Raw genomic sequence first — 18597 nt, 5'->3', positions numbered from 1 at the left:
TCATGATCGGCGTTAACATTCATTGTTCCCGTTGTTAGTCTGTTCAGGTTTATCTCCACGGTCATAATCCTAAAGGCCATGACAGATTCCGCTGTTGTGACAGTCATCTCGCCTTTCAACTGACCTACCGCTATGAAGGAAGTTATGCCAGAGAAGTGCCGTAGGATAAGCACCAAAGAGGAAAATATTTATTCAGCGCATTGAGCGGAACAACCTGAGGTTGCGCACCCGTCTTAAGCGGCTGACACGAAAAAAGATTTTTTCTCTCGTTCTGTCAAAGTCCATGAAAAAGACATTGGCGCTTTCATCGAGAAATACATGTTCTACTAATTGGAGGCATCACCAGCTATTATATATAAAAATCACTCACTTTTATAAACGGCATACATCAATACCAATTTAATTATTTTCCTGATTATTAAATCATCATCTCTTAGTGCTTTTTATCATAAAGTCAATAAAAACCCTGGCTTTTTCTGGTAAAAGATAATTAGGAGGAGAAATAATATAAGCGATGTCTTCCTGTGGCGGGATAATATTGAAATCTGGCAAAACTACTACTAATTCGCCAGATTCTATCAATCTTTGCGCGACAAAGTCAGGCAGAATACCTATACCTCGTCCTTGCAACAAAGCATCCAGCATCGCATCACCGTTATTTGTCACCAATCGAGGCTGTATCGTTATCTGGTATTCCTGCCCTCCCTTCTCAAAACAGCATGTGGTACCAAAACCTCTGTCTTTAGGCATGAAAACAGAATGCTGCTCAAGCTCGCCTAATGTAGTTGGCAAATTTCTCCCATATTTTCTAGCACATACCATAACATACTTCACAGGCATCAGCGTCCGGGCAACTAAGTCATCGGACGGGCGATTGGTCACTCTTACCGCGAGGTCATACCGTTCTCTCAGTAGATCGGCAAGATTGTCTGAAAGATCCATATCAACATACACATCGGGATACTGTTCCAAAAAATGAGGAAGTAAAGGCGCAAGTACCATTTTACCAAGCGTAACAGGTGCCGTAATACGAAGAAATCCTTGGGGAATTTTACTGTATGTTTGCGACCGGGCCAATAGTTCATCTGCTTTACCAACAATCGCGCTTGCCATCGCATAGATCTCTCGTCCTGCCTCTGTCACCTGTAGATATCTTGTTGTCCGTTGCAGCAGAACAACGTTCAAATCTTTTTCCAGGCGATCAATCTGTCTGGCGACGGCCGAAGGACTCAACAACATTGCTCTTCCCGCCGCAGAAAAACTCCCGCCCTCAACAACCTTCGTAAAGGTCACTAGGCCGGGAAGCAACCCTTCAACATTATTTATGCGCACAGTGCAAAACTCCTTTTCAAATATGTGTATTCACAGATATCGAAATTTTTCTAATAGTAAACCTGACGACTTCATCTCATGACGTTGAAAAAACCTGATAGTGAGAATGTATATGATTATTGATGAAAACAGAAAACGAGGATTTCTCCGGGCAGGCGTAAGTCTGGGATTTCATGGATTTTCCTGTCTTAATCCAGTTACAGAGCAATGGGAAGGATTCGATATTGAACTCGCCCGAGCAGTATCATCAGCAGTATTGGGTGATAAGGACTTCATAGAATTTATTCCGCTATCGTCATCTGAACGTTTCGAAGCCTTACAAAACAACAGGATAGACATCGGAACATATAATTCCAGCATTACATTAAGTCGGGAAATAACCGACAAAGTCTTTTTTACACATCCTATGTTATACGATGGGGAAGGCCTGTTAGCAAGGAAAAGTGAAAAAGATGAAAAAACTTCAACATGGGAAAGTTTATTGTTCAGATGTCCACGTATTGCCGCACTGAAGGGATCTACATCCCATGAAAATTTGATCCGTTTCTTTCAGGCCCGTAATTTAAAATTTGATATTCACTTACACAAGTCTCCGAAAGATGCCTGTCAGTCATACGATGATGAAGAATGCGATATGTTCTGCCTGGATCGTTACCTTCTGGCTGGGGCACAAACGACGCTCAAAGAACCATACAATCACGAGATTCTACCTTATGTAATTTCTCGTGAAGCAATGGCACCTTTCGTAAACGATTCAGATCCACAATGGCGTTCGGTTACAACCTGGGTTATGAGAACTCTTATAGAAGCAGAATCGTTAGAAATTAACAGTCATAATATTGATAAATACGACCAGGATAAAAAAAGTAATGAATATCAATTTATTAATCCACCAGAATCTATTTTGAAATATCTTAGACTCAAAAATAATTATGTGAAATCAGTGATAAAGTCCGTAGGGAATTACGGAGAAATATTTGATAGAACACTAGGGGTTAACTCAGGCATCAATGCTCCCAGAAGGGAAAATCGACCATGGGGACATGGAGGAATGCTTTGGTGTCCAAATTTCATTTAATACAATTAACGGAAAGATAAATACTGTGAATATAAATGAAAGAAATACTGGCATGATCCAACTCACTATTGCCATGCTCTTATCGGGCACTATTGGTTATTTTGTTGTGGAGTCAGGGCAAACACCAATTAATGTCGTACTAGCCCGATGCGTGATAGGTAGTGTTTTTTTGATAATTTATTGCTTATACGCGAAGTTATTTAGCAAATCTTATCTTACATCTAAAAACATAGGGTTATTAATTATCGTTGGACTATCAATAGTTCTTAATTGGATTGCATTATTCAGTTCTTATAAATATGCATCTATCGGTGTTGCGACTACTATCTATCACGTTGCACCATTTATTGTGTTCTTTGGGGGAGCATTCCTGTTCAAAGAGGGATTCAGTAAATCCCGACTCATTTGGCTTTTCACCGCCTTTGCTGGGGTTATTTTAATAGGAGATCCAGAAAACCAAAAAATTTCCGTCGAAAAATCCTATATTTTAGGATGTGGACTAGCTCTTATTGCCGCTACTCTATATGCAATGGCTACTCTTGCTAGTAAATTCATAAAAAATGTTCCACCACATGTTACTGCTTTATCTCAAATGCTAATTGGTGTAATGGTACTATCGCCATTTGCTCAATTCAGCCTGTATTCAGGCACAGTCTGGCAATGGAATTGCCTTCTCATTCTAGGCGTAGTTCATAGCGCTTTCATGTACATACTAATTTATGCTTCATATAAAAAATTACAGACAGCGACAATAGCGATCCTTTCCTATATATATCCTGTTGTTGCCGTAATTGTTGACTACGTGGCATTTGACCATGTGTTCTCAGCCTTACAGATCGCTGGGGGAGTCATGATTCTGACCGCAGGTCTCTGTGGAACACTTAACCTAAATCCCTTCATGTTAAAAAAGCATTAAGTTTTTTACGAAAAATGAGGTTAAATATGGAAAAATTAGTGACTGAAAAAGAATTTAAAGTATCAGGAAACACGATCCCTTCTGGTTTTGGTTATCTAGAAACAACCGCAAAAAACCTAGACTTTGAAATTATACGCTCACTTATACAGGAAGGTAGTTATGATGGAAAAATACTTTACGTCATACGGGGTAATGTATCTAAAGAATGGTGCGAATCAATTTCCAGCGAATTTGATGAGTATCTATCAAAGGTTGGTGGAAATCGGGAAGGAGATACTTACGTTTCAACAAAACAGATCGGTGCATCACAGTTTTCCAAAAATGGAGCGACCTACACAGAAGAATCGAGAAAATTGGCTGGAGGTGTTACTGAATTACTGAAAAATGTACCTCAGAGCATAATCGAAGACATTTCTCTCACTCACTATCAGGAGGAGCATTTTCTTGATATAGGGATTCATTTCGGCTCTGCCCGGTATAAAAATAGTCATGCTAATTTTTCAACGTTCCGTCGTTGGCTTGATAATGGATCAATGTCTTTGATGCCACATGAAGATAAGGCCCAAACAGCTTTCGCCTGTGATGACAACTTCGAAATTGAAAATGCAAAGCACGTCATTGCATTTAATGCCTGTATACAGGCAAGTGGCGAAGGGGGGGAACTGTGCGTATGGAACTTGGAACCAGACGAATCCTGTCGCCGGAGTTTTGGTGTTGAAAAGACGGGGTATCCTTATCCCCCCCAACACCTCAGTGGCATTGAATCATTTTCTGTACGTTTAAATCCGGGAGATGTTTATTTCTTGAATGCCGGTTTTCTTCATGGTGTACAGACAGTGCGAAATGGACAACGATTGACGGCGGGTCGATTCATCAGTGCCATTTCTTCACGTAAAGTTATCTACTGGACCTAAGAGGCAATAATGGATTACGAAGAATGTCTTTGCAAAAACGGATACGCTTTTATTCCCGGCACGTGGTATGAAAAAATCCACATGCAAAATTCATCTACTAATGAAAATTCAGAAGATGGAATAAAGCATATTCTTCATCAGTACGGAGAATTAACTCCTGATCCATACTCGCCAGGGAGTCGGTTACGAGCATACGCACAATGCAGGATTAATGGTTCCGGTGATTTATTTTTTGGCCATTTTGAACCTTACTTACAGACAAAAGCGTATAATCCTGATACTGGAGGAATTATACGCTCATATCCATTAATATCAAACGAAGTTTTAGAAAATGAACTATTCCAGTTATTGGTGACTGATGATATAAGGTTCGTTAGGAAATATAGTGAGATCGGTGATCCCGTAGAAGCTATTATAGGAATTCATCTTTTCAGATATTTTGCAACATCGTCCGCTCCGGCATTCAGTTCTCCTGTCTGGTTACATAAGGATGATGAAGATGTCGTCTTCATCCACTTACTTAGTTTATCTGATAATGCAATGGGAGGAGATAATATTATTGCCACCGATGGCCGACATATTGAACGGGTCATGAGGTTGGAAGAACCATTAGATACTTTCGTCGTGAACCACGCAAAACTTCATGCGGTAACGCCAATATGGTGTAAAGAAATCAATGGACAAGAAAGTCATTGTACCCGCGACATCATATTAGTAACATTCCAGAAGAGAAAATAATATGTTGAAAAATATGGCAATAATAACAGGTTCATCCGGTGGAATTGGCAAGGCAATTGCTGAAAATCTATTAAGAAATGGTTTTATTGTTCATGGCATTGATGTTTGTTCGTCAAAAAAAGATTTAAACACCAAAAATTACACACATCATATTATTAACATCCGGGATTTTAGCCACTTATCCAGTTTAATTGAAAGAATTTTATCGGAAAAAACTGAAAGATGCACTCTAATAAATTGCGCTGGAATACGTGAAATATGCTCCATTGAGAGCTTAACACTCAGCCTATGGGAAGAAGTTTTTGATATTAATGTCACAGCTACTTTTGTTACGTCGCAAGCGTTCAGCAAAAAATTGATATCCCAAGAAAGGGTTGGCACTATTATTAATATGGCTTCGGTTTCAGGATTCCTTGGTGAACCAAATCGAACTGCTTATGTATCCTCCAAACATGCGGTGTTAGGGCTTACTAAACAGCTGGCTATTGAATATGGTAAATATGGTATCAGAGTTAATGCGATTGCCCCTGGTGTTATCCGGACCTCTTTAACTGAGGAATATTTTCATAATCACGAACAGATGGAAAAAATTTATACGGGTCAGTTTATAAAAAAATATGGCACACCAGATGATATTGCAGCTGCGGTTTATTTCCTTGCATCAGAACAGTCTGATTTTATGACTGGTTCAACATTAGTCATTGACGGTGGATGGTTAGCAGGCAAAAGAATATAGCACTAGAATGATATAAATTAGTTGAAGGACGTGCTAATTTTTTATTAAATCTCAAAGAATAAATTAACCGACATAGATATAAGCATGGCTTTTCAGTTTTATTATGCGAGTAATCAAACTTGATTGCAATTCTAAAAAAAAATCATGTAAAGCCAACTTCATTACCATTAAATAAACGTGGAGGTTTTATGCATGGAAATATGGCTTTCAGATTTTTCATGGCTACCTATCTAACAATTATATTAAACTAAGCCAGGATCAGATTTATATTCTTATCGAGATGCTTACGCGATATTTTTCACCACACAGAAAACTAACAGTAAGAGTTCGAGAGATAATTTTGCATACTAGTTGTAGGCGACTTTTATATAGATAATCGATTCAAAATAACAGTACAATTCCTTTTTTAATATTGTTAACTTACTCAAATTCAATATTCAACTTTTTTAAAATAAACAGAAATCGTTGTGAAACAGGTGTTGCTCATCCATTACACATTCATAATGGTTTTGTTGAATAAATCGAACTTTGGCTGAGTTGATGGATCAGATAACGCATCATTCAGCAACACTGGTCGTCCCGTGGCAAAGCAGAAGTTCAGAGTAAACAATTGGCACACTTACAACAAAGTCCTTATCAACAGGAGCTTCATGATTTTCTGGCTGGATGATGAGGCTATTCAGGCCTGGTATGAGTCAACAACGCCTTCATCTCGGGGACGCCCTCAGCGCTATTCTGGCCTTGCCATCACCACTGTCCTAGTCATTAAACGCGTATTCCGGCTCACCCTGAGGGCCACACAGGGCTTTATTGACTCCATTTTTTCCCTGATGAACGTTCCGTTGCACTACCCGGATTACAGTTGTGTCAGCAAATGAGCACGGTCGGTGAATGTCAGTTTTAAAACGCCCACACGCGGTGAATTGCGCATCTGATGATAGATTCCACCGGCCCGAAAGTATTAGGTGAAGGTGAGTAGAAAGTCAAAAAACACGGTAACGAACGCTGCCTTATCTGGCGAAAACTGCATCTGGCCGTTGATGCGAACACTCATGAAATTGTCTACTCCGACCTGTCGTTGAACAATGTCACGGACTTAGAGGTCTTTCCCGGACTTATACGGCAGACTCATCAAAAAATCAGATCAGCGACATCGGACGGAGCTTATGACACCCGACTATGCCACGATGAACTGCGTCGTAAGAGCATCAGAGCCCCCATCCCCCCGAAATGGCGCGGGTTATTGGTCTGGGAAGTATGTAGACCGCAAACGTGCTGTTGCGAATCAACATCTGAGCGGGAGTAATACGCGGTGGAAATGGACAATAGAATATAGAATATAACCGCCGGTCGATCGCAGAAACGACGATGTACAGGGTTAACAGTTATTGGGTGGTTCACTGATGCTGCGTGATTATGATGGTCAGTTTGCGGAGGCTATGGTGCGGGCGTTGAACAAAATGACGAAGGCAGATATGCCTGAGAGCGTGCGTGTTGCCTGAAAACTCCAGAAGCTATAGAGACGCTCGCACTGATTTTGATTAATTCAACAAAGCCGAGACGGGCACAAAGCATGACGTTTTCAGGTTTTTACGGTCCCTCTGTTTTTCGCGGATTAAGGAGCAAAGAAACAGGGACCGTAAAAATGAGGCAGCGGACAGAATTATTTTCGCGGGTTAAGGAGCGAAAATAATTCAGGCACCGCGCCTCACCTGCAAACAGCCGCGCCCACGCGGATTTTGCAGGCCGGGGGGAGCCGCAAAAATTTTGCCGCCCCGGCGAGCAAAAAGGCACGCCCACGTGCCGGTTTTGTGGGGGGCCTGCCCCGCACACCGTCAAGCCAGGTAATATTTCCCGCCCACGGGGAATATTGCCGTTCAGGCGCGACCAACCCCTTTAAAGCAGCGTTCCCGTTTTTTCGCTCCGAGCTCGCGAGGAAAAGAAAAAACAGGCGAAACGCTCGTCTTAAAGGGGTTGGTCGCGCGTAGCGCGTGACGGTGTGCCGCTTTTGACCCTGGGGGTTTTGACGCAGCGTTCAGCGGAGTCATTACCCCCATGTGACATGCAGTAAGGGCGTCCAGCCCGAACGTAATGACACACGCCGTTGCCCGTGATTCGGGCGCTTCTGATGACAGACGACCACGGGTCGGCTGGTATCTGATAGCCAGGAACACGGGGATGCCTGCAGGATGCGGGCAACCGGTTGGACGTCATCTGTGGGCGTCTCCAGTGGGCGTGGGGTCTGACGTCCATCCGTGACGCCCATAGTCAGCGCCTGTGTCAGCATGAAAACAGATACCAGCGGCATGTCCGTTTTCATGGCAAAAAACTGAGCCGGGAACACTTACCGTTCGCCCCACTCAGTCGCCCAATACCGGAGGCGGATAAACGGGGCGATGTCGTAGGGCATAATTCGACGGGAGACACCTGCTGGATGCGCGGGCTCTTTGCCGCCCGCACCCGCAGCCTGCGAATTTATTCGGGTATAAGATGCCCGGATAAATTCGCAGGGAAATAAATATCGCCTGGAATATCTCTCATCCTGTTGGCCCAGATATAAGGCGAAAGCTGCCTTCCCTTGCAGCACCTTATTTTACACTCATTGCTTATCCATCAGATAACGGTGCGCTTTTGACGCTGCGCTGGCTGCCCTGAAAATATAACGTTTATCGTTTTTCAGTGCCTGCAACCAGGACGCAATATAACTCTCGTGCTGAACCTCGCCCTCAATCCCCAAATCGGCCATCAGAAACGCGCTGCCGAGTTCCGCGCACAACTCCTCGAAAGCGTAACACTCACTGCCAAATCTGCCTTTCATTTCTCGGTTAAGGCGAGATTTTGCCCCGGTCCAGTGAACCAGCTCATGCAGGCCGGTGGCATAGAAGTTTGCCGCATCGTTAAACAGGTGACGCTCAGGCAGCCAGATTTCATCCGTGGCAGGCATGAAGTAAGCATTCTGCCCCTTCTCGATGATTTTCGCACCGCTGCAACTGAAAAGTGCTTCTGCCTGCGGTAACGGGTCAAACGTAGCGACAGGTGCTTCCGCCCCGGTTTCATCCGTCACAGGCAGACCGTCAATCTGGTCAACATTAAATACAGTGAAGGTTTTCAGCATCGGGATATATTCCGTCTTGCCATCGTCGTTTTCTTTCTCCAGCGTGGTGTAGAAAATGGCTGTTGTTCCGCGCTCACCCTTACGTACCTGACCGCCAGCGGTCTGACTTTGTTTGTATGTCATCCAGCGTGAATCACTGAATCCCTGTTTCGATGCACTGCACCACAGCAGCATGATATTCATCCCACTGTAGGCTACGCCGGTGGCGTAATTAACGGGCAGACCGGACATCCCCGGAACACGCTTCCAGGGGCAGGACCACGGTTTTACACCCGCTTCCAGTGCTGCAATGAGGCTGTCTGTCACGGTCTGGTAAATATCCGTCCGGCTTTTTAACCCTTTCGTTTTTGAAGAGCCTGAGCGCTCCAGCGACGATACGCTGGTCGCCGCTGCGGGGTTAGGGGCGGTAGTCTGGTTATATAGGGAAATAGTCATGTTTTTTCTCCGTCAGTGGTGTGATTTTCGTCTTCGTATCGCCTGACGGTACGTTTTCCCGGCGTCGTTCTGGCCCGCAGGGGCGCAGAATGCGTGCAATTCACCCTTGCGGGACGGGTTGCAACGGGAAACGATTAACCGGAAGCGAATACGGGAACGGAAAGCACACGGGAGAAATAATCTGCCTCTGCATAACCGGGCGTAGCGCTCCTTACTCCGCAGTGGTGAAATGGGGTTGACTAAAGGCTGGCGTTGGCAGATGGGATGGCAGGAAGCCTGAATTTATCAATCAGGCCGGTCATCTGATGTATTGACGGCGGGACACATACTAACCGATATTTATTTTGATGGTACAGGCATAATCGGGGTATGCTGCTGTCACTGCTACAGTTAACAGTACTGGTAGAAACCTGTATCCATCTGATTGCAGTCTGCTGCATCAGTCCCTGATGTCACGTGCTGCCGCCCCGATTCCCGGTACAGGCAGATGCAGAATAACGAGGACAGGTACAATGATTAATCAGCCTCGTCTTTATACAATAAACCCGGATTTACGTGATGAATTTCTGGCAAGATTTGAAAAACACGCGGCCAGAATCATGAGGGATAAGTATGGTTTTAATATACTGGCTATGTGGTTATCCGGTGAAAGTGCCAGACTCCGGTTTATATACCTGCTTTCATGGACAGACAAAACAGTCATGAACGACTCATGGGCAGAATTTATGGCAGATGAAGAATGGCGTACAATAAAAAAACAATTCTGGGAAACCACGCCTGAACCCGTATTATCTATAGAGGATATTGTGCTGGAAGCGGCCGGGTTTTCATCTCCATTATAAATTTTAATCAAAAAAGCTGTTCAGTCTGAAAATTTACTTTCAGACTGATTCAGAGAATGGAAACCCCCATTCGTCCGATAAGAAACAGTAATAGTATCAGGAAAAAAACCCTGATAAACCCACTGCCATACCGCAAGGCTAAAAATACGCCCGTAATTGCCCCTGCAACATTACAAATACCGACTATACCTCCGGTTATCCACAATACATTCCCTGACGGCACAAAAAAAAGCAGTGCAGCAGTAAAAGTCCCAAGGTTTATTAATTTGGCTGATGCAGAAGCATTCAGAAAATCAAAGCCAAAACATTTAACAAAGGCAAACAATAAAAGACTTCCGCTGCCTGCTCCGAATATACCATCATAGAATCCGATAAAAGCGCCTAACACTATCCCCAACAGTATCTCTTTCAGACCAATCCTGATATCCGCATGTAGTCGTCCCAGATCTTTTCTTATGAACGTATAGACCGCCATAATAATAAGAACGACAAAAACCAGATATTCCATAAACCCTCTTGGTATAAGAGAGACAGTGTATGCGCCAGCGAATGAAAAAATAAATGCAGCGCCCATTACTGGAATAATTAGCTTCCATATAATCTTTACCCGGCGGAGATACCCTGAGACAGAAAATGCGTTCCCGAGCAGAACTGCCAGTTTGTTGGTGCCAAAAATCGTTGCCAGACTGGAGCCAGGTAGCGCATGAATAAGCGCAGGAATTTGAACAAGCCCTCCACCACCAACAGCAGCATCGATCAGACCACCACAGAAAGCGAAGCCTCCCAGAGCAAAAAGAGAAATATCAACATTCATAACTTATTACAGTCCCCCGCAAAAGCAATAAAGACATATTTTAAACTTATTTCTCTTGTAACACCTGAGGCATCATTACCTGCCCCATAACAGGCAACGAAAAATAGGATAGCCAGTTCCGTATTTCAGTGAGTCAGAACGTTTTGTAATGCAGAAAAAGCCACGCCGACTCTCCTGTTATAATCAAGCATGACATGTTTAAGTCGTTCTGTATCGAATGACAGCCCCGCGATACGGCCAAAGGCCTGTAACGCGGCCAGCGCATGCAAGCCATGCCTGTTTTCCACCTCCCCGGCATGGCCCATGACATAACCTTTGGCGTTACGCAGAGTTTTAGTGTCCTCATTTAACGACGCATTGAAGGACAATAATTTCCCCTCTATAAACTGAGCAAGAAAATTGTATTCACGTCCGTTCCAGAGTTCAGAAGCGACAGAGACCATCATGGCATCCATGACAGACTGCAGATATTCAGGAGAACGCATTGCAGACTTATGTTTTGCAATGCCAGTATTGTAGAGGAAATCAGAGAATTCATTACACTCATTGATTTTATATTGATCATCAACCCAGGCTGCGGCCCTGAAAGCATTTGTCATGTATTTATACATTCCGTCATGCCCCTTCTGACCAAGTCTAAAGTCATCTTTTGTTACTTCATGCATATGGGCCAGAACGTTATGATAGATAGCCTGATCTTCATGTGAAATATAAAGTGCATCAGCGGACAGTCGCATGATTATTTTTCCGGATACCAGGCTTGTCGTTTTGTGCGTTTCATTCCAGCCGTTAAAGAAGCTGAGGACACCGGTATCAACTTTATCCTTTTGCAGAAAGGCAAGAAAAGTCCCTTCCGCATAAGCCTGTGCCTCTTGGGTTATCTCATGACAAAGAACTTCGTACATCATATTCTGAATGTCCTTGACATGATCAATATGCGCGGGCACGGGTGACCTGCGAACATCTCCGGCTATCCAGCGACCAGGAATTTTTAACATTGCGATATGTTCAGGCAAACCATCGATGAATATCTCACCCAGTTCCTGCATAGAATAAGATTTTTTCGATATGTCATCACAGCCTTGCAAAGATAAGGAAGTCATATATTCACCTCTGTTATTCACGGACTGAAAGTATTTAAAGACTCCTGATCCATTCATTGGTAAATGAATGAAAAATTGACTATTTCCGGTTTTCATTACGGCGTTTAAAAAATAATGTCTGATTCCACCTGCTCCAAGCATTGTAGGATGATTGATTAACACACTACAACTGACTTATAGTGAGTTAATTATTCACTTTTAGTGAGGTGTGAGGGGATGGATTTATCTCAGCTGAAAATGTTTAAAACCGTCGCCGAGCAGGGTAGCATTGCCAGAGCATCTGAGATACTGCACTGCGTTCCCTCAAATATCACAAACAGAATCAAGCTCCTGGAAACGGAACTGGGTGTTTCTCTTTTCATCCGCAAGGGGCGCGGCCTGGTCATCACACCTTCGGGAGAAATACTGCTTGAGTACGCCAGCAAAATACTGACTTACTGCCAGGAAGCCCGCCGTGCACTTGAGCCCTCATCAGAACCTGCCGGGATCCTGCGGGTCGGAGCGATTGAATCTGCCGCAACAAGACGGCTACCGATGGTTCTCTCAAAATTCCACCAGAACTATCCTGCAGTCCAGGTGCAGTTCAGTACAGGGACATGGCAACAGTTAGTCAGTGATGTCGCCGGGCATAAACTCGATTGCGCTGTTATCGCGACAAAGGATGACCATCCGGATATCACTTATGTGAATGCTCACTAGGAATCACTGGTATTCATTGCCTCTCCGTTTACGGGAGAGATCTCTGCCCCTCAGGACCTCAAAGGAAAACGGATTTATATGTGGCCGCACGGGTGTCCTTACCGACAGGCCCTTGAGCGATGGGGCAATCAGCATCAGGTCACGGTCGATATCACCAGCATTGCAAGCTACGGAACGATTCTTGGATGTGTCAGCTCCGGAGCCGGTGTCTCGCTGGTCCCTGCTGGCTTTTTTGAGCAGTTCAAAAGAACAGGTAATATCAGGGGGTATACTTTTAGCGAGTTATTTCCCGTACAAAATTACTTTATAAAAAACAGCAGAATAGACCGCCATCACTCACGTAATGCGTTTGAAACGTTATTGCGTGCTGAATTAAACGATGTGTGACTTTTTTATGGCCATAATCAGCACATCACACCGCGAGAACGTGGCCGTAGCGTGTTTCGCAGCTCTAAAACGCCTGATGGTGTAATATAATAAGTTTTAACGAGGGTCAATAATTACTGAATATGAACCAGTTAACGTGCCGCACCAGAATCATTTTTTTCCTCAATCAGTCGTCTGTAGTGCCTTATTGTCGCTCGGGAGAGGCTTGTCGCGGTATCCACGATGGCAAAGTTAAAAGAATTCCTCGATATCAGTGGGCTAAGATCTGTACATGCAATAAGAACAGCATCGGCCTGAGTGCTTTCGACCATCGACATTAAATGATGCCATCTGGCCTGAACCTCCGGGTCCCTGGAGCCTTTTGCTTTTACTAACCCAATTAACGATGTGGTTGTGGAACGAAGCTCCTGCGAATCAATTACCTCTCTGCCTGCATCTCGTATCCGTTGCTGATAAAAACTGGCTTCATGCGTTGGCCCGGTGGCATGTATTGCGACTTTACCTGCTTCTGCTGGCAGGGCTTCAAGCGCACTGTCAGCGATATGGAGAAGTGGGATACCAGCACTAACCTCATTCATTTCATCAAAGTAGCAGTGTGCAAGGTTACAGGGTACGGCTATCAGACTTACGTCTGCTTTGACGAGTTCAGCTATACCATGCTGCAGGGCGGCTATCATTTCGCTGCAATTAATTTTCTTACCAGGCCAGAAAGGGGTTGGCAGGGAGATGATATGCATCTCAGGAAAATCCATATCATATTTTGCCCCACACACAACCTGGCAGTCTGTTACCATCATATCAATAAACGGGGCTGTAGACCGGGGCCCCATGCCTGCAAGTATACCTAAAGAAACACCCATTATCTGATACCTCCATTTAAAATTTTATCGGTTGGCAGGTTGCTAATATATTAAAAGAAAAATGTAAAATCTATTTTTCTTTTCAATCGTTAGTTTGGCTATCATGTTCATCTCGTTCAAACTGAAATATAACATTAGAGAGTTATATTATTGTCTGCTAACTTCGCATCTAAAATTTTAAAATGATTATGACAAGCCACACGACTCATTACACAACCTGTTATTTGGAACGCTCATTTTCACACAAGACTGGAAGGAAAAATATAAACATCAACCTGCTATGAGTAAGTGGCAAATAATTAAAAACAGATAACCACTAAAACAATTACTATAGATACAATGCCTGCAAATAATAATCTTGCAGGCATTACAGGTAGGTATTATTAGACGCCTATTATACGTATATTATGTTGTTGATTGTTTTTTACGGCCCAAACAGTTAAATCCGCTAGAACCTGAGAAATAAACTCGCTGTTTGGATCATGACCTATCGGGTCATAATCATCTCCGTTGAACAAGCTTGATATAAGATTTTGTACTCTAACCTTGAGTTCGTCATCAGATGATATGCGATGAAAAGCAGAATATGGTTTATCTTTGCCAAGTGCCGCTCCTCCCAGAAAACGTTCAAAGTCAGGGATGCTCCAGCGGTGATAAACAATATGGCCATTTTGTCTGCATTTTATTATTTCGTTACGAATTGTCTCATTGATGGTCCACATTCCATTCCCGGAACCATCCTTGCGATATGGCCAATCAATATCATGCACAATCCCAAAGTTGCTTTTGAAATGGCGTAGCATTTTTATTAGAGGTACAAGAACGGCTTTACCCCGCGCCCGGATAATGCTTATCTTTCCGGCCATTTCATGCTGAGTTTTTACTATTGCAGAAATAAATGCAGCATGTTCAGTATCACCCTCCACAACAATTGGATAACTACCAAAGAATATTTCCGCAAAACCCATATCAGTTAATTGCAATGCCTGTAAATTATCTTTTTCTTCTGCAGAAAAGTTTGCTTCATCAGCAATATATAATTTTGGAGATAGTGATTTTCCATCAGATGAACGCTGCATACGCGCAATTGTCGTATGGTCTTCAAGTGGGTTAATAAAGTAAGGCGAGTGCGTAGTCAATAATACTTGCCAGTCAGGATGTTTTCCCAGAGCATAAAGATGTGATTGTGCAGCTCTTGCCGCCATTGGATGCAAAGCATTTTCTGGCTCATCCATCAGAAGGACGTAGCCCGGCAATGCTGGATCTTCGGCATCCTCGGGAATCACACCTCCATTTTTTATAGCGTCAATTTGATGGTTAAGTAATTTTACGGCCTCGCTTTCTGCATCCTTTTTACACTCTTTCTTTAATTGTTCATTTAAAGACTTAAGAAGTGCATCTCGTTTTTCAGTTTGTCGACTGATCTCATTATGAACTTGCAACATTGCCCAGAATAATGCTCTCCTTGCTCCTGTACCTTGTTGTCCTATTCGGGATTGACCAGCAGCTTCTTCAACCAATAATCCGGAGCCCTGTTTGAGCAAATTCTCAATTTTTAGCTCAGGTGGAATCATTTCTACATGAAGTTGTACTCCAAGCCCTGGAAAGATACTTTGAAATCCAGATTGTATTTGCTGAGAAATGCTGGAAAGTCTTTCCTGATGAGGCACTGCCAGTGCATTAACAGTAGCTGCCAGAGCAGCTTTATCTTTGGATATCTGAGAGTTATTATCACTTTCCAGCGTCTTAAGTTCCTTTACTAAAGGGCTTAAGGCAAGGGTAAGCAATACTTCTTCTGTCGTTATGGCATCATCTAATGATTTTATACGCATTGGTCTTGGAAGCCGAGATTTGAAAACATTATCGGCACCACCCGCCTTACCATCAGGTGCCCAATTGCCTAATTGAGGATCCCATGTTTTTCTTATAACTTTTCCTGTTTCATCCCAGACCCATGAACTTCTGACTATCCTCATTTCACCATCAACAATCTTCCATTTTTCATCTACATTTCCCATTCCTTCTGGAATATGAACATCAAGGATAACCTCAGACGGTTGTTCCGCAGTAGCCCAATTACATCGGTCATTACTGATATTGAAAGAATTTGGGTTAAATGCGAGTTCGTAAGCCCTGAGTATCGTTGTTTTACCGGAATTATTGGGGCCAACGAGGCAAAGGATATCATCTAGCTTAACCTGAACACCCTCAGGCCCGATACATCCTATGTTCTTGACATATATACTTAATAACTTTGATCTCATACCCTCATCCCTTGAAATGACATGATAGAAAATGCATATTAAAATTCAATTAACTATATATATGTAACCGAAGGTAAATTGCTACTTTTTTTAAAGTAAGATGTGATTGCGCGTCGGATAGCCTGAGCATTTCTGCTGAACGGGTGCTTGGCACAAAGCAGACTGCCAGGTTTTTTTACTCACCACTACGGGGGCAGGGTCAACACAGCCCTTGTAGATATGACAATAGTAAAGATCACTTAATGCACAAGACTGCTCAAATCAGTTTTATGTAATCAGATTCGATTGGTGGTCATTCTGGTGGTCTTGACAGATTGGGGATTCAGGTTTAGCTTAGATATTAGCCAGTTACTGGCAAAGGTGATCCCAGTCAGAGGAGCCAAAATTCTAGAAAAGCCCGCCTTGGGAGACTGAGGCGGGCTTTTTGCTTTCGACAGTTTCTGGCAGTCGGCTAAGAGCGAGGAGCGGAAATAGGCGGCTATAAGGGGTGTTCAGAAAGGCAGTAGCGATTGACTACAACTAATTATCATGGCGATTACGTTCATATCCTCTGCGTCCTCTTACCACCTGTTCATTGTTGAGCGCAATATAGCGCTCAAATCGGCCACGAAGATACGCAATTTTTCGTGGCAAATCTTCAGTAACAAAGTCTTCCGGGACATCAAAGTCATCCAAATGCCCAACCAGAAATTGATGTACTTTTTCCAGTACATCTAGCAGTGTAATATTGTTACTTTGCTGCTTTTCCATTAACGGCCCTTGCCAGGTGTGCCAGAATGCTTGTTGACGAAGACAATTCTGATTGCATGCTAACTGCCAGAGTTCCATATAAATTCCCCGAGCAATCCTGAACGGCTCAACATCAAACGCGTCGATAAGAAAGTAGTAACATGGAATTTTAAGCGCGTTGATTCGCGCAATCTCAATTTCAGGATCACGACGCAAATCAATAAGGTTGCTAAAGCGGGAGCGCATACAGGCAATGGGATTTAACACCCTGACCTTCTCGCTCATTTCCGGGATACCTGGGCCAGTTGCTTCCACATAAAACGGGGTGGTATGAAGGTAAAGTTTTTCCCCCTGAAAATCAGAGCGGTCAAAGCCTCCGGGCTGATCGATAATATCCACCACATTTGGCTCGTCAGGCGCATCCGGCACAGCAAACAAACGATCATCATCCCGCTTAATATCATGCGTATCCTGATCGATAAGCATGAACTTGGCGAGGGATGGGGGCTGACCGTCTTTATTCTCCCACATTTTTACATTGAGTGTTTTGGCTATGGCCGCAATGTCGTCTTTCCGGGCGCTGTAGTCGCAGTCAACAGAAGTAGTAAGACGCTCATCAGGCAACCTGTCACCGTAAAGAGCATGATAATAGGATATCCAATATTGCACGGCTTGGCCGCCAACCGTGATCACAGCATATTGGAACTGATCGGCATTGCAGATCAGCTGCTGATTTAGCAGATACACCTGCTCATAAGGGGGGATAACGTTTTGAACAGACATAAAAAAACCATCAGTGACTGATGGTTTATTGTGCCTCAAAGTTCGGGATCAGGCAAAAGCGATCTCATGAGCGAACTTGTTGCTAGCTGACTTACTGAAGCGACTTTTCACGGCAGGTTGGTACCCGGCACGGCCAAGGGAAACCTGCACTGCTACGGCATTGTAGCGTTTATGCTGCTTCTGTTTAGCTTGCGCGGGAGACATAAATTTAGTACCTGACGGTAGTAAGAAACAAGTAATGTGCAGTAACTATACGCCACGAATCTGCGTTACACAATAGTATGATATTGATGCAACTAAGGTGTACTTTCTAAGTACTGTATTAGCTCCCTGATGATCCATACACTTTGACCCGCCTAAAATTAGAGGTAGGCCTGGAGCTATGTTCAAGACTGGTCAAAGCGAAATTATGGGTACTGTTCTTACTGAGCCAGAGCGACGTCGCCGTCGCACTCCGCAGGAGAAGATCGCCATTGTTCAGGAGACCTTCCAGCCAGGAAGCTCCGTTTCTTTTGTCGCTCGTCGTCATAATTTACATGCCAATCAGGTCGTTAAATGGCGTAAGCAATACCAGGATGGCAGCCTGACGGCGGTCTCTGCCGGCGAAAAGGTTGTGCCGGCTTCTGAGTTAAACAGCGCCTTGAAACAGATCCGCGAACTCCAGCGTCTCCTGGGTAAGAAAACCATGGAAAATGAGATCCTTAAGGAGGCGGTTGAATACGGCAAAACAAAAAAATGGATTGCGCACGGACCCTTATTGCCCGGGGAAGACGAGTAAAACCCGTGTCTGAAGAGGCATTGTCCATTTCTCCTGCGCATCCATCAGCCCCAGATAAAGTCACTTTAATAGGC

General features: G+C 43.7%; 13 protein-coding genes and 4 pseudogenes. 10 read left to right on the top strand and 7 right to left on the bottom strand.

What is annotated here, in order from left to right:
* The first annotated feature begins 2 nt into the window (after window positions 1–2).
* A pseudogene (locus FCN80_RS09715) lies at window positions 3–330 on the top strand (IS1 family transposase).
* A gap of 96 nt (window positions 331–426) precedes the next feature.
* Here FCN80_RS09715 and FCN80_RS09710 read toward each other — a convergent pair.
* Complete coding sequence (locus FCN80_RS09710; protein WP_136989962.1) at window positions 427–1332, bottom strand: LysR family transcriptional regulator; 906 nt, start codon at window positions 1330–1332, stop codon at window positions 427–429.
* 112 nt (window positions 1333–1444) lie between these two features.
* Here FCN80_RS09710 and FCN80_RS09705 point away from each other — a divergent pair, with 112 nt between their 5' ends.
* The 6 genes and pseudogenes from FCN80_RS09705 to FCN80_RS09680 all read left to right on the top strand — a co-directional run bounded on the left by FCN80_RS09705 (window position 1445) and on the right by FCN80_RS09680 (window position 7216).
* A complete protein-coding gene (locus FCN80_RS09705; RefSeq protein ID WP_170975359.1) occupies window positions 1445–2410 on the top strand; it encodes a transporter substrate-binding domain-containing protein in 966 nt (321 codons plus the stop codon).
* Window positions 2411–2462: 52 nt separating this feature from the next.
* A complete protein-coding gene (locus tag FCN80_RS09700) occupies window positions 2463–3326 on the top strand; it encodes a DMT family transporter (RefSeq protein WP_170975358.1) in 864 nt (287 codons plus the stop codon).
* A 26-nt stretch (window positions 3327–3352) separates the two neighbouring features.
* Entirely contained in the window at window positions 3353–4240 is an 888-nt protein-coding gene (locus FCN80_RS09695) for a 2OG-Fe(II)-dependent halogenase WelO5 family protein (RefSeq protein ID WP_136989959.1), read from the top strand.
* Window positions 4241–4249: 9 nt separating this feature from the next.
* The gene (locus tag FCN80_RS09690) at window positions 4250–4978 is read left to right on the top strand and encodes a 2OG-Fe dioxygenase family protein (protein ID WP_230492587.1); all 729 of its coding nucleotides are present in this window, start codon (window positions 4250–4252) and stop codon (window positions 4976–4978) included.
* 1 nt (window position 4979) lies between these two features.
* Entirely contained in the window at window positions 4980–5714 is a 735-nt protein-coding gene (locus FCN80_RS09685) for an SDR family NAD(P)-dependent oxidoreductase (RefSeq protein ID WP_136989957.1), read from the top strand.
* A 581-nt stretch (window positions 5715–6295) separates the two neighbouring features.
* Window positions 6296–7216 (top strand): annotated as a pseudogene (locus FCN80_RS09680) (IS5 family transposase).
* A gap of 1097 nt (window positions 7217–8313) precedes the next feature.
* Here FCN80_RS09680 and FCN80_RS09670 read toward each other — a convergent pair.
* Complete coding sequence (locus FCN80_RS09670) at window positions 8314–9264, bottom strand: ArdC family protein (protein ID WP_136989956.1); 951 nt, start codon at window positions 9262–9264, stop codon at window positions 8314–8316.
* A gap of 512 nt (window positions 9265–9776) precedes the next feature.
* Between FCN80_RS09670 and FCN80_RS09665 the strand changes: the two genes are divergently transcribed.
* Window positions 9777–10106 (top strand): NIPSNAP family protein, encoded by a 330-nt coding sequence (locus tag FCN80_RS09665; RefSeq protein ID WP_170975357.1) that lies wholly within the window; start codon window positions 9777–9779, stop codon window positions 10104–10106.
* Between the two features lie 49 nt (window positions 10107–10155).
* On the opposite strand, the gene FCN80_RS09660 is transcribed toward FCN80_RS09665, so the two are convergent.
* Together FCN80_RS09660 and FCN80_RS09655 are read right to left on the bottom strand one after the other, a co-directional pair.
* Complete coding sequence (locus tag FCN80_RS09660) at window positions 10156–10920, bottom strand: sulfite exporter TauE/SafE family protein (protein WP_136989954.1); 765 nt, start codon at window positions 10918–10920, stop codon at window positions 10156–10158.
* Window positions 10921–11045: 125 nt separating this feature from the next.
* A complete protein-coding gene (locus FCN80_RS09655; protein ID WP_136989953.1) occupies window positions 11046–12023 on the bottom strand; it encodes a hypothetical protein in 978 nt (325 codons plus the stop codon).
* A 216-nt stretch (window positions 12024–12239) separates the two neighbouring features.
* Between FCN80_RS09655 and FCN80_RS09650 the strand changes: the two are divergent.
* Window positions 12240–13109 (top strand): annotated as a pseudogene (locus FCN80_RS09650) (LysR family transcriptional regulator).
* Between the two features lie 131 nt (window positions 13110–13240).
* Here FCN80_RS09650 and FCN80_RS09645 read toward each other — a convergent pair.
* The 3 genes from FCN80_RS09645 to FCN80_RS09635 all read right to left on the bottom strand — a co-directional run bounded on the left by FCN80_RS09645 (window position 13241) and on the right by FCN80_RS09635 (window position 17745).
* On the bottom strand, window positions 13241–13969 hold the full coding sequence (locus tag FCN80_RS09645) for an aspartate/glutamate racemase family protein (protein ID WP_136989952.1): 729 nt from the start codon (window positions 13967–13969) through the stop codon (window positions 13241–13243).
* 383 nt (window positions 13970–14352) lie between these two features.
* A complete protein-coding gene (locus tag FCN80_RS09640; protein WP_136989951.1) occupies window positions 14353–16233 on the bottom strand; it encodes an ATP-dependent nuclease in 1881 nt (626 codons plus the stop codon).
* A 519-nt stretch (window positions 16234–16752) separates the two neighbouring features.
* On the bottom strand, window positions 16753–17745 hold the full coding sequence (locus tag FCN80_RS09635) for a hypothetical protein (RefSeq protein WP_136989950.1): 993 nt from the start codon (window positions 17743–17745) through the stop codon (window positions 16753–16755).
* Between the two features lie 409 nt (window positions 17746–18154).
* On the opposite strand from FCN80_RS09635, the pseudogene FCN80_RS09630 reads away from it, so the two are divergent.
* A pseudogene (locus FCN80_RS09630) lies at window positions 18155–18537 on the top strand (transposase); the annotation flags it as partial.
* Window positions 18538–18597: the final 60 nt, after the last annotated feature.

Source organism: Martelella alba (assembly GCF_005217455.1).
Taxonomy (GTDB): domain Bacteria; phylum Pseudomonadota; class Gammaproteobacteria; order Enterobacterales; family Enterobacteriaceae; genus Acerihabitans.
The sequence above is the reverse complement of the archived record's forward strand: the minus strand, read 5'-3'. Positions and strand labels throughout refer to the sequence as shown.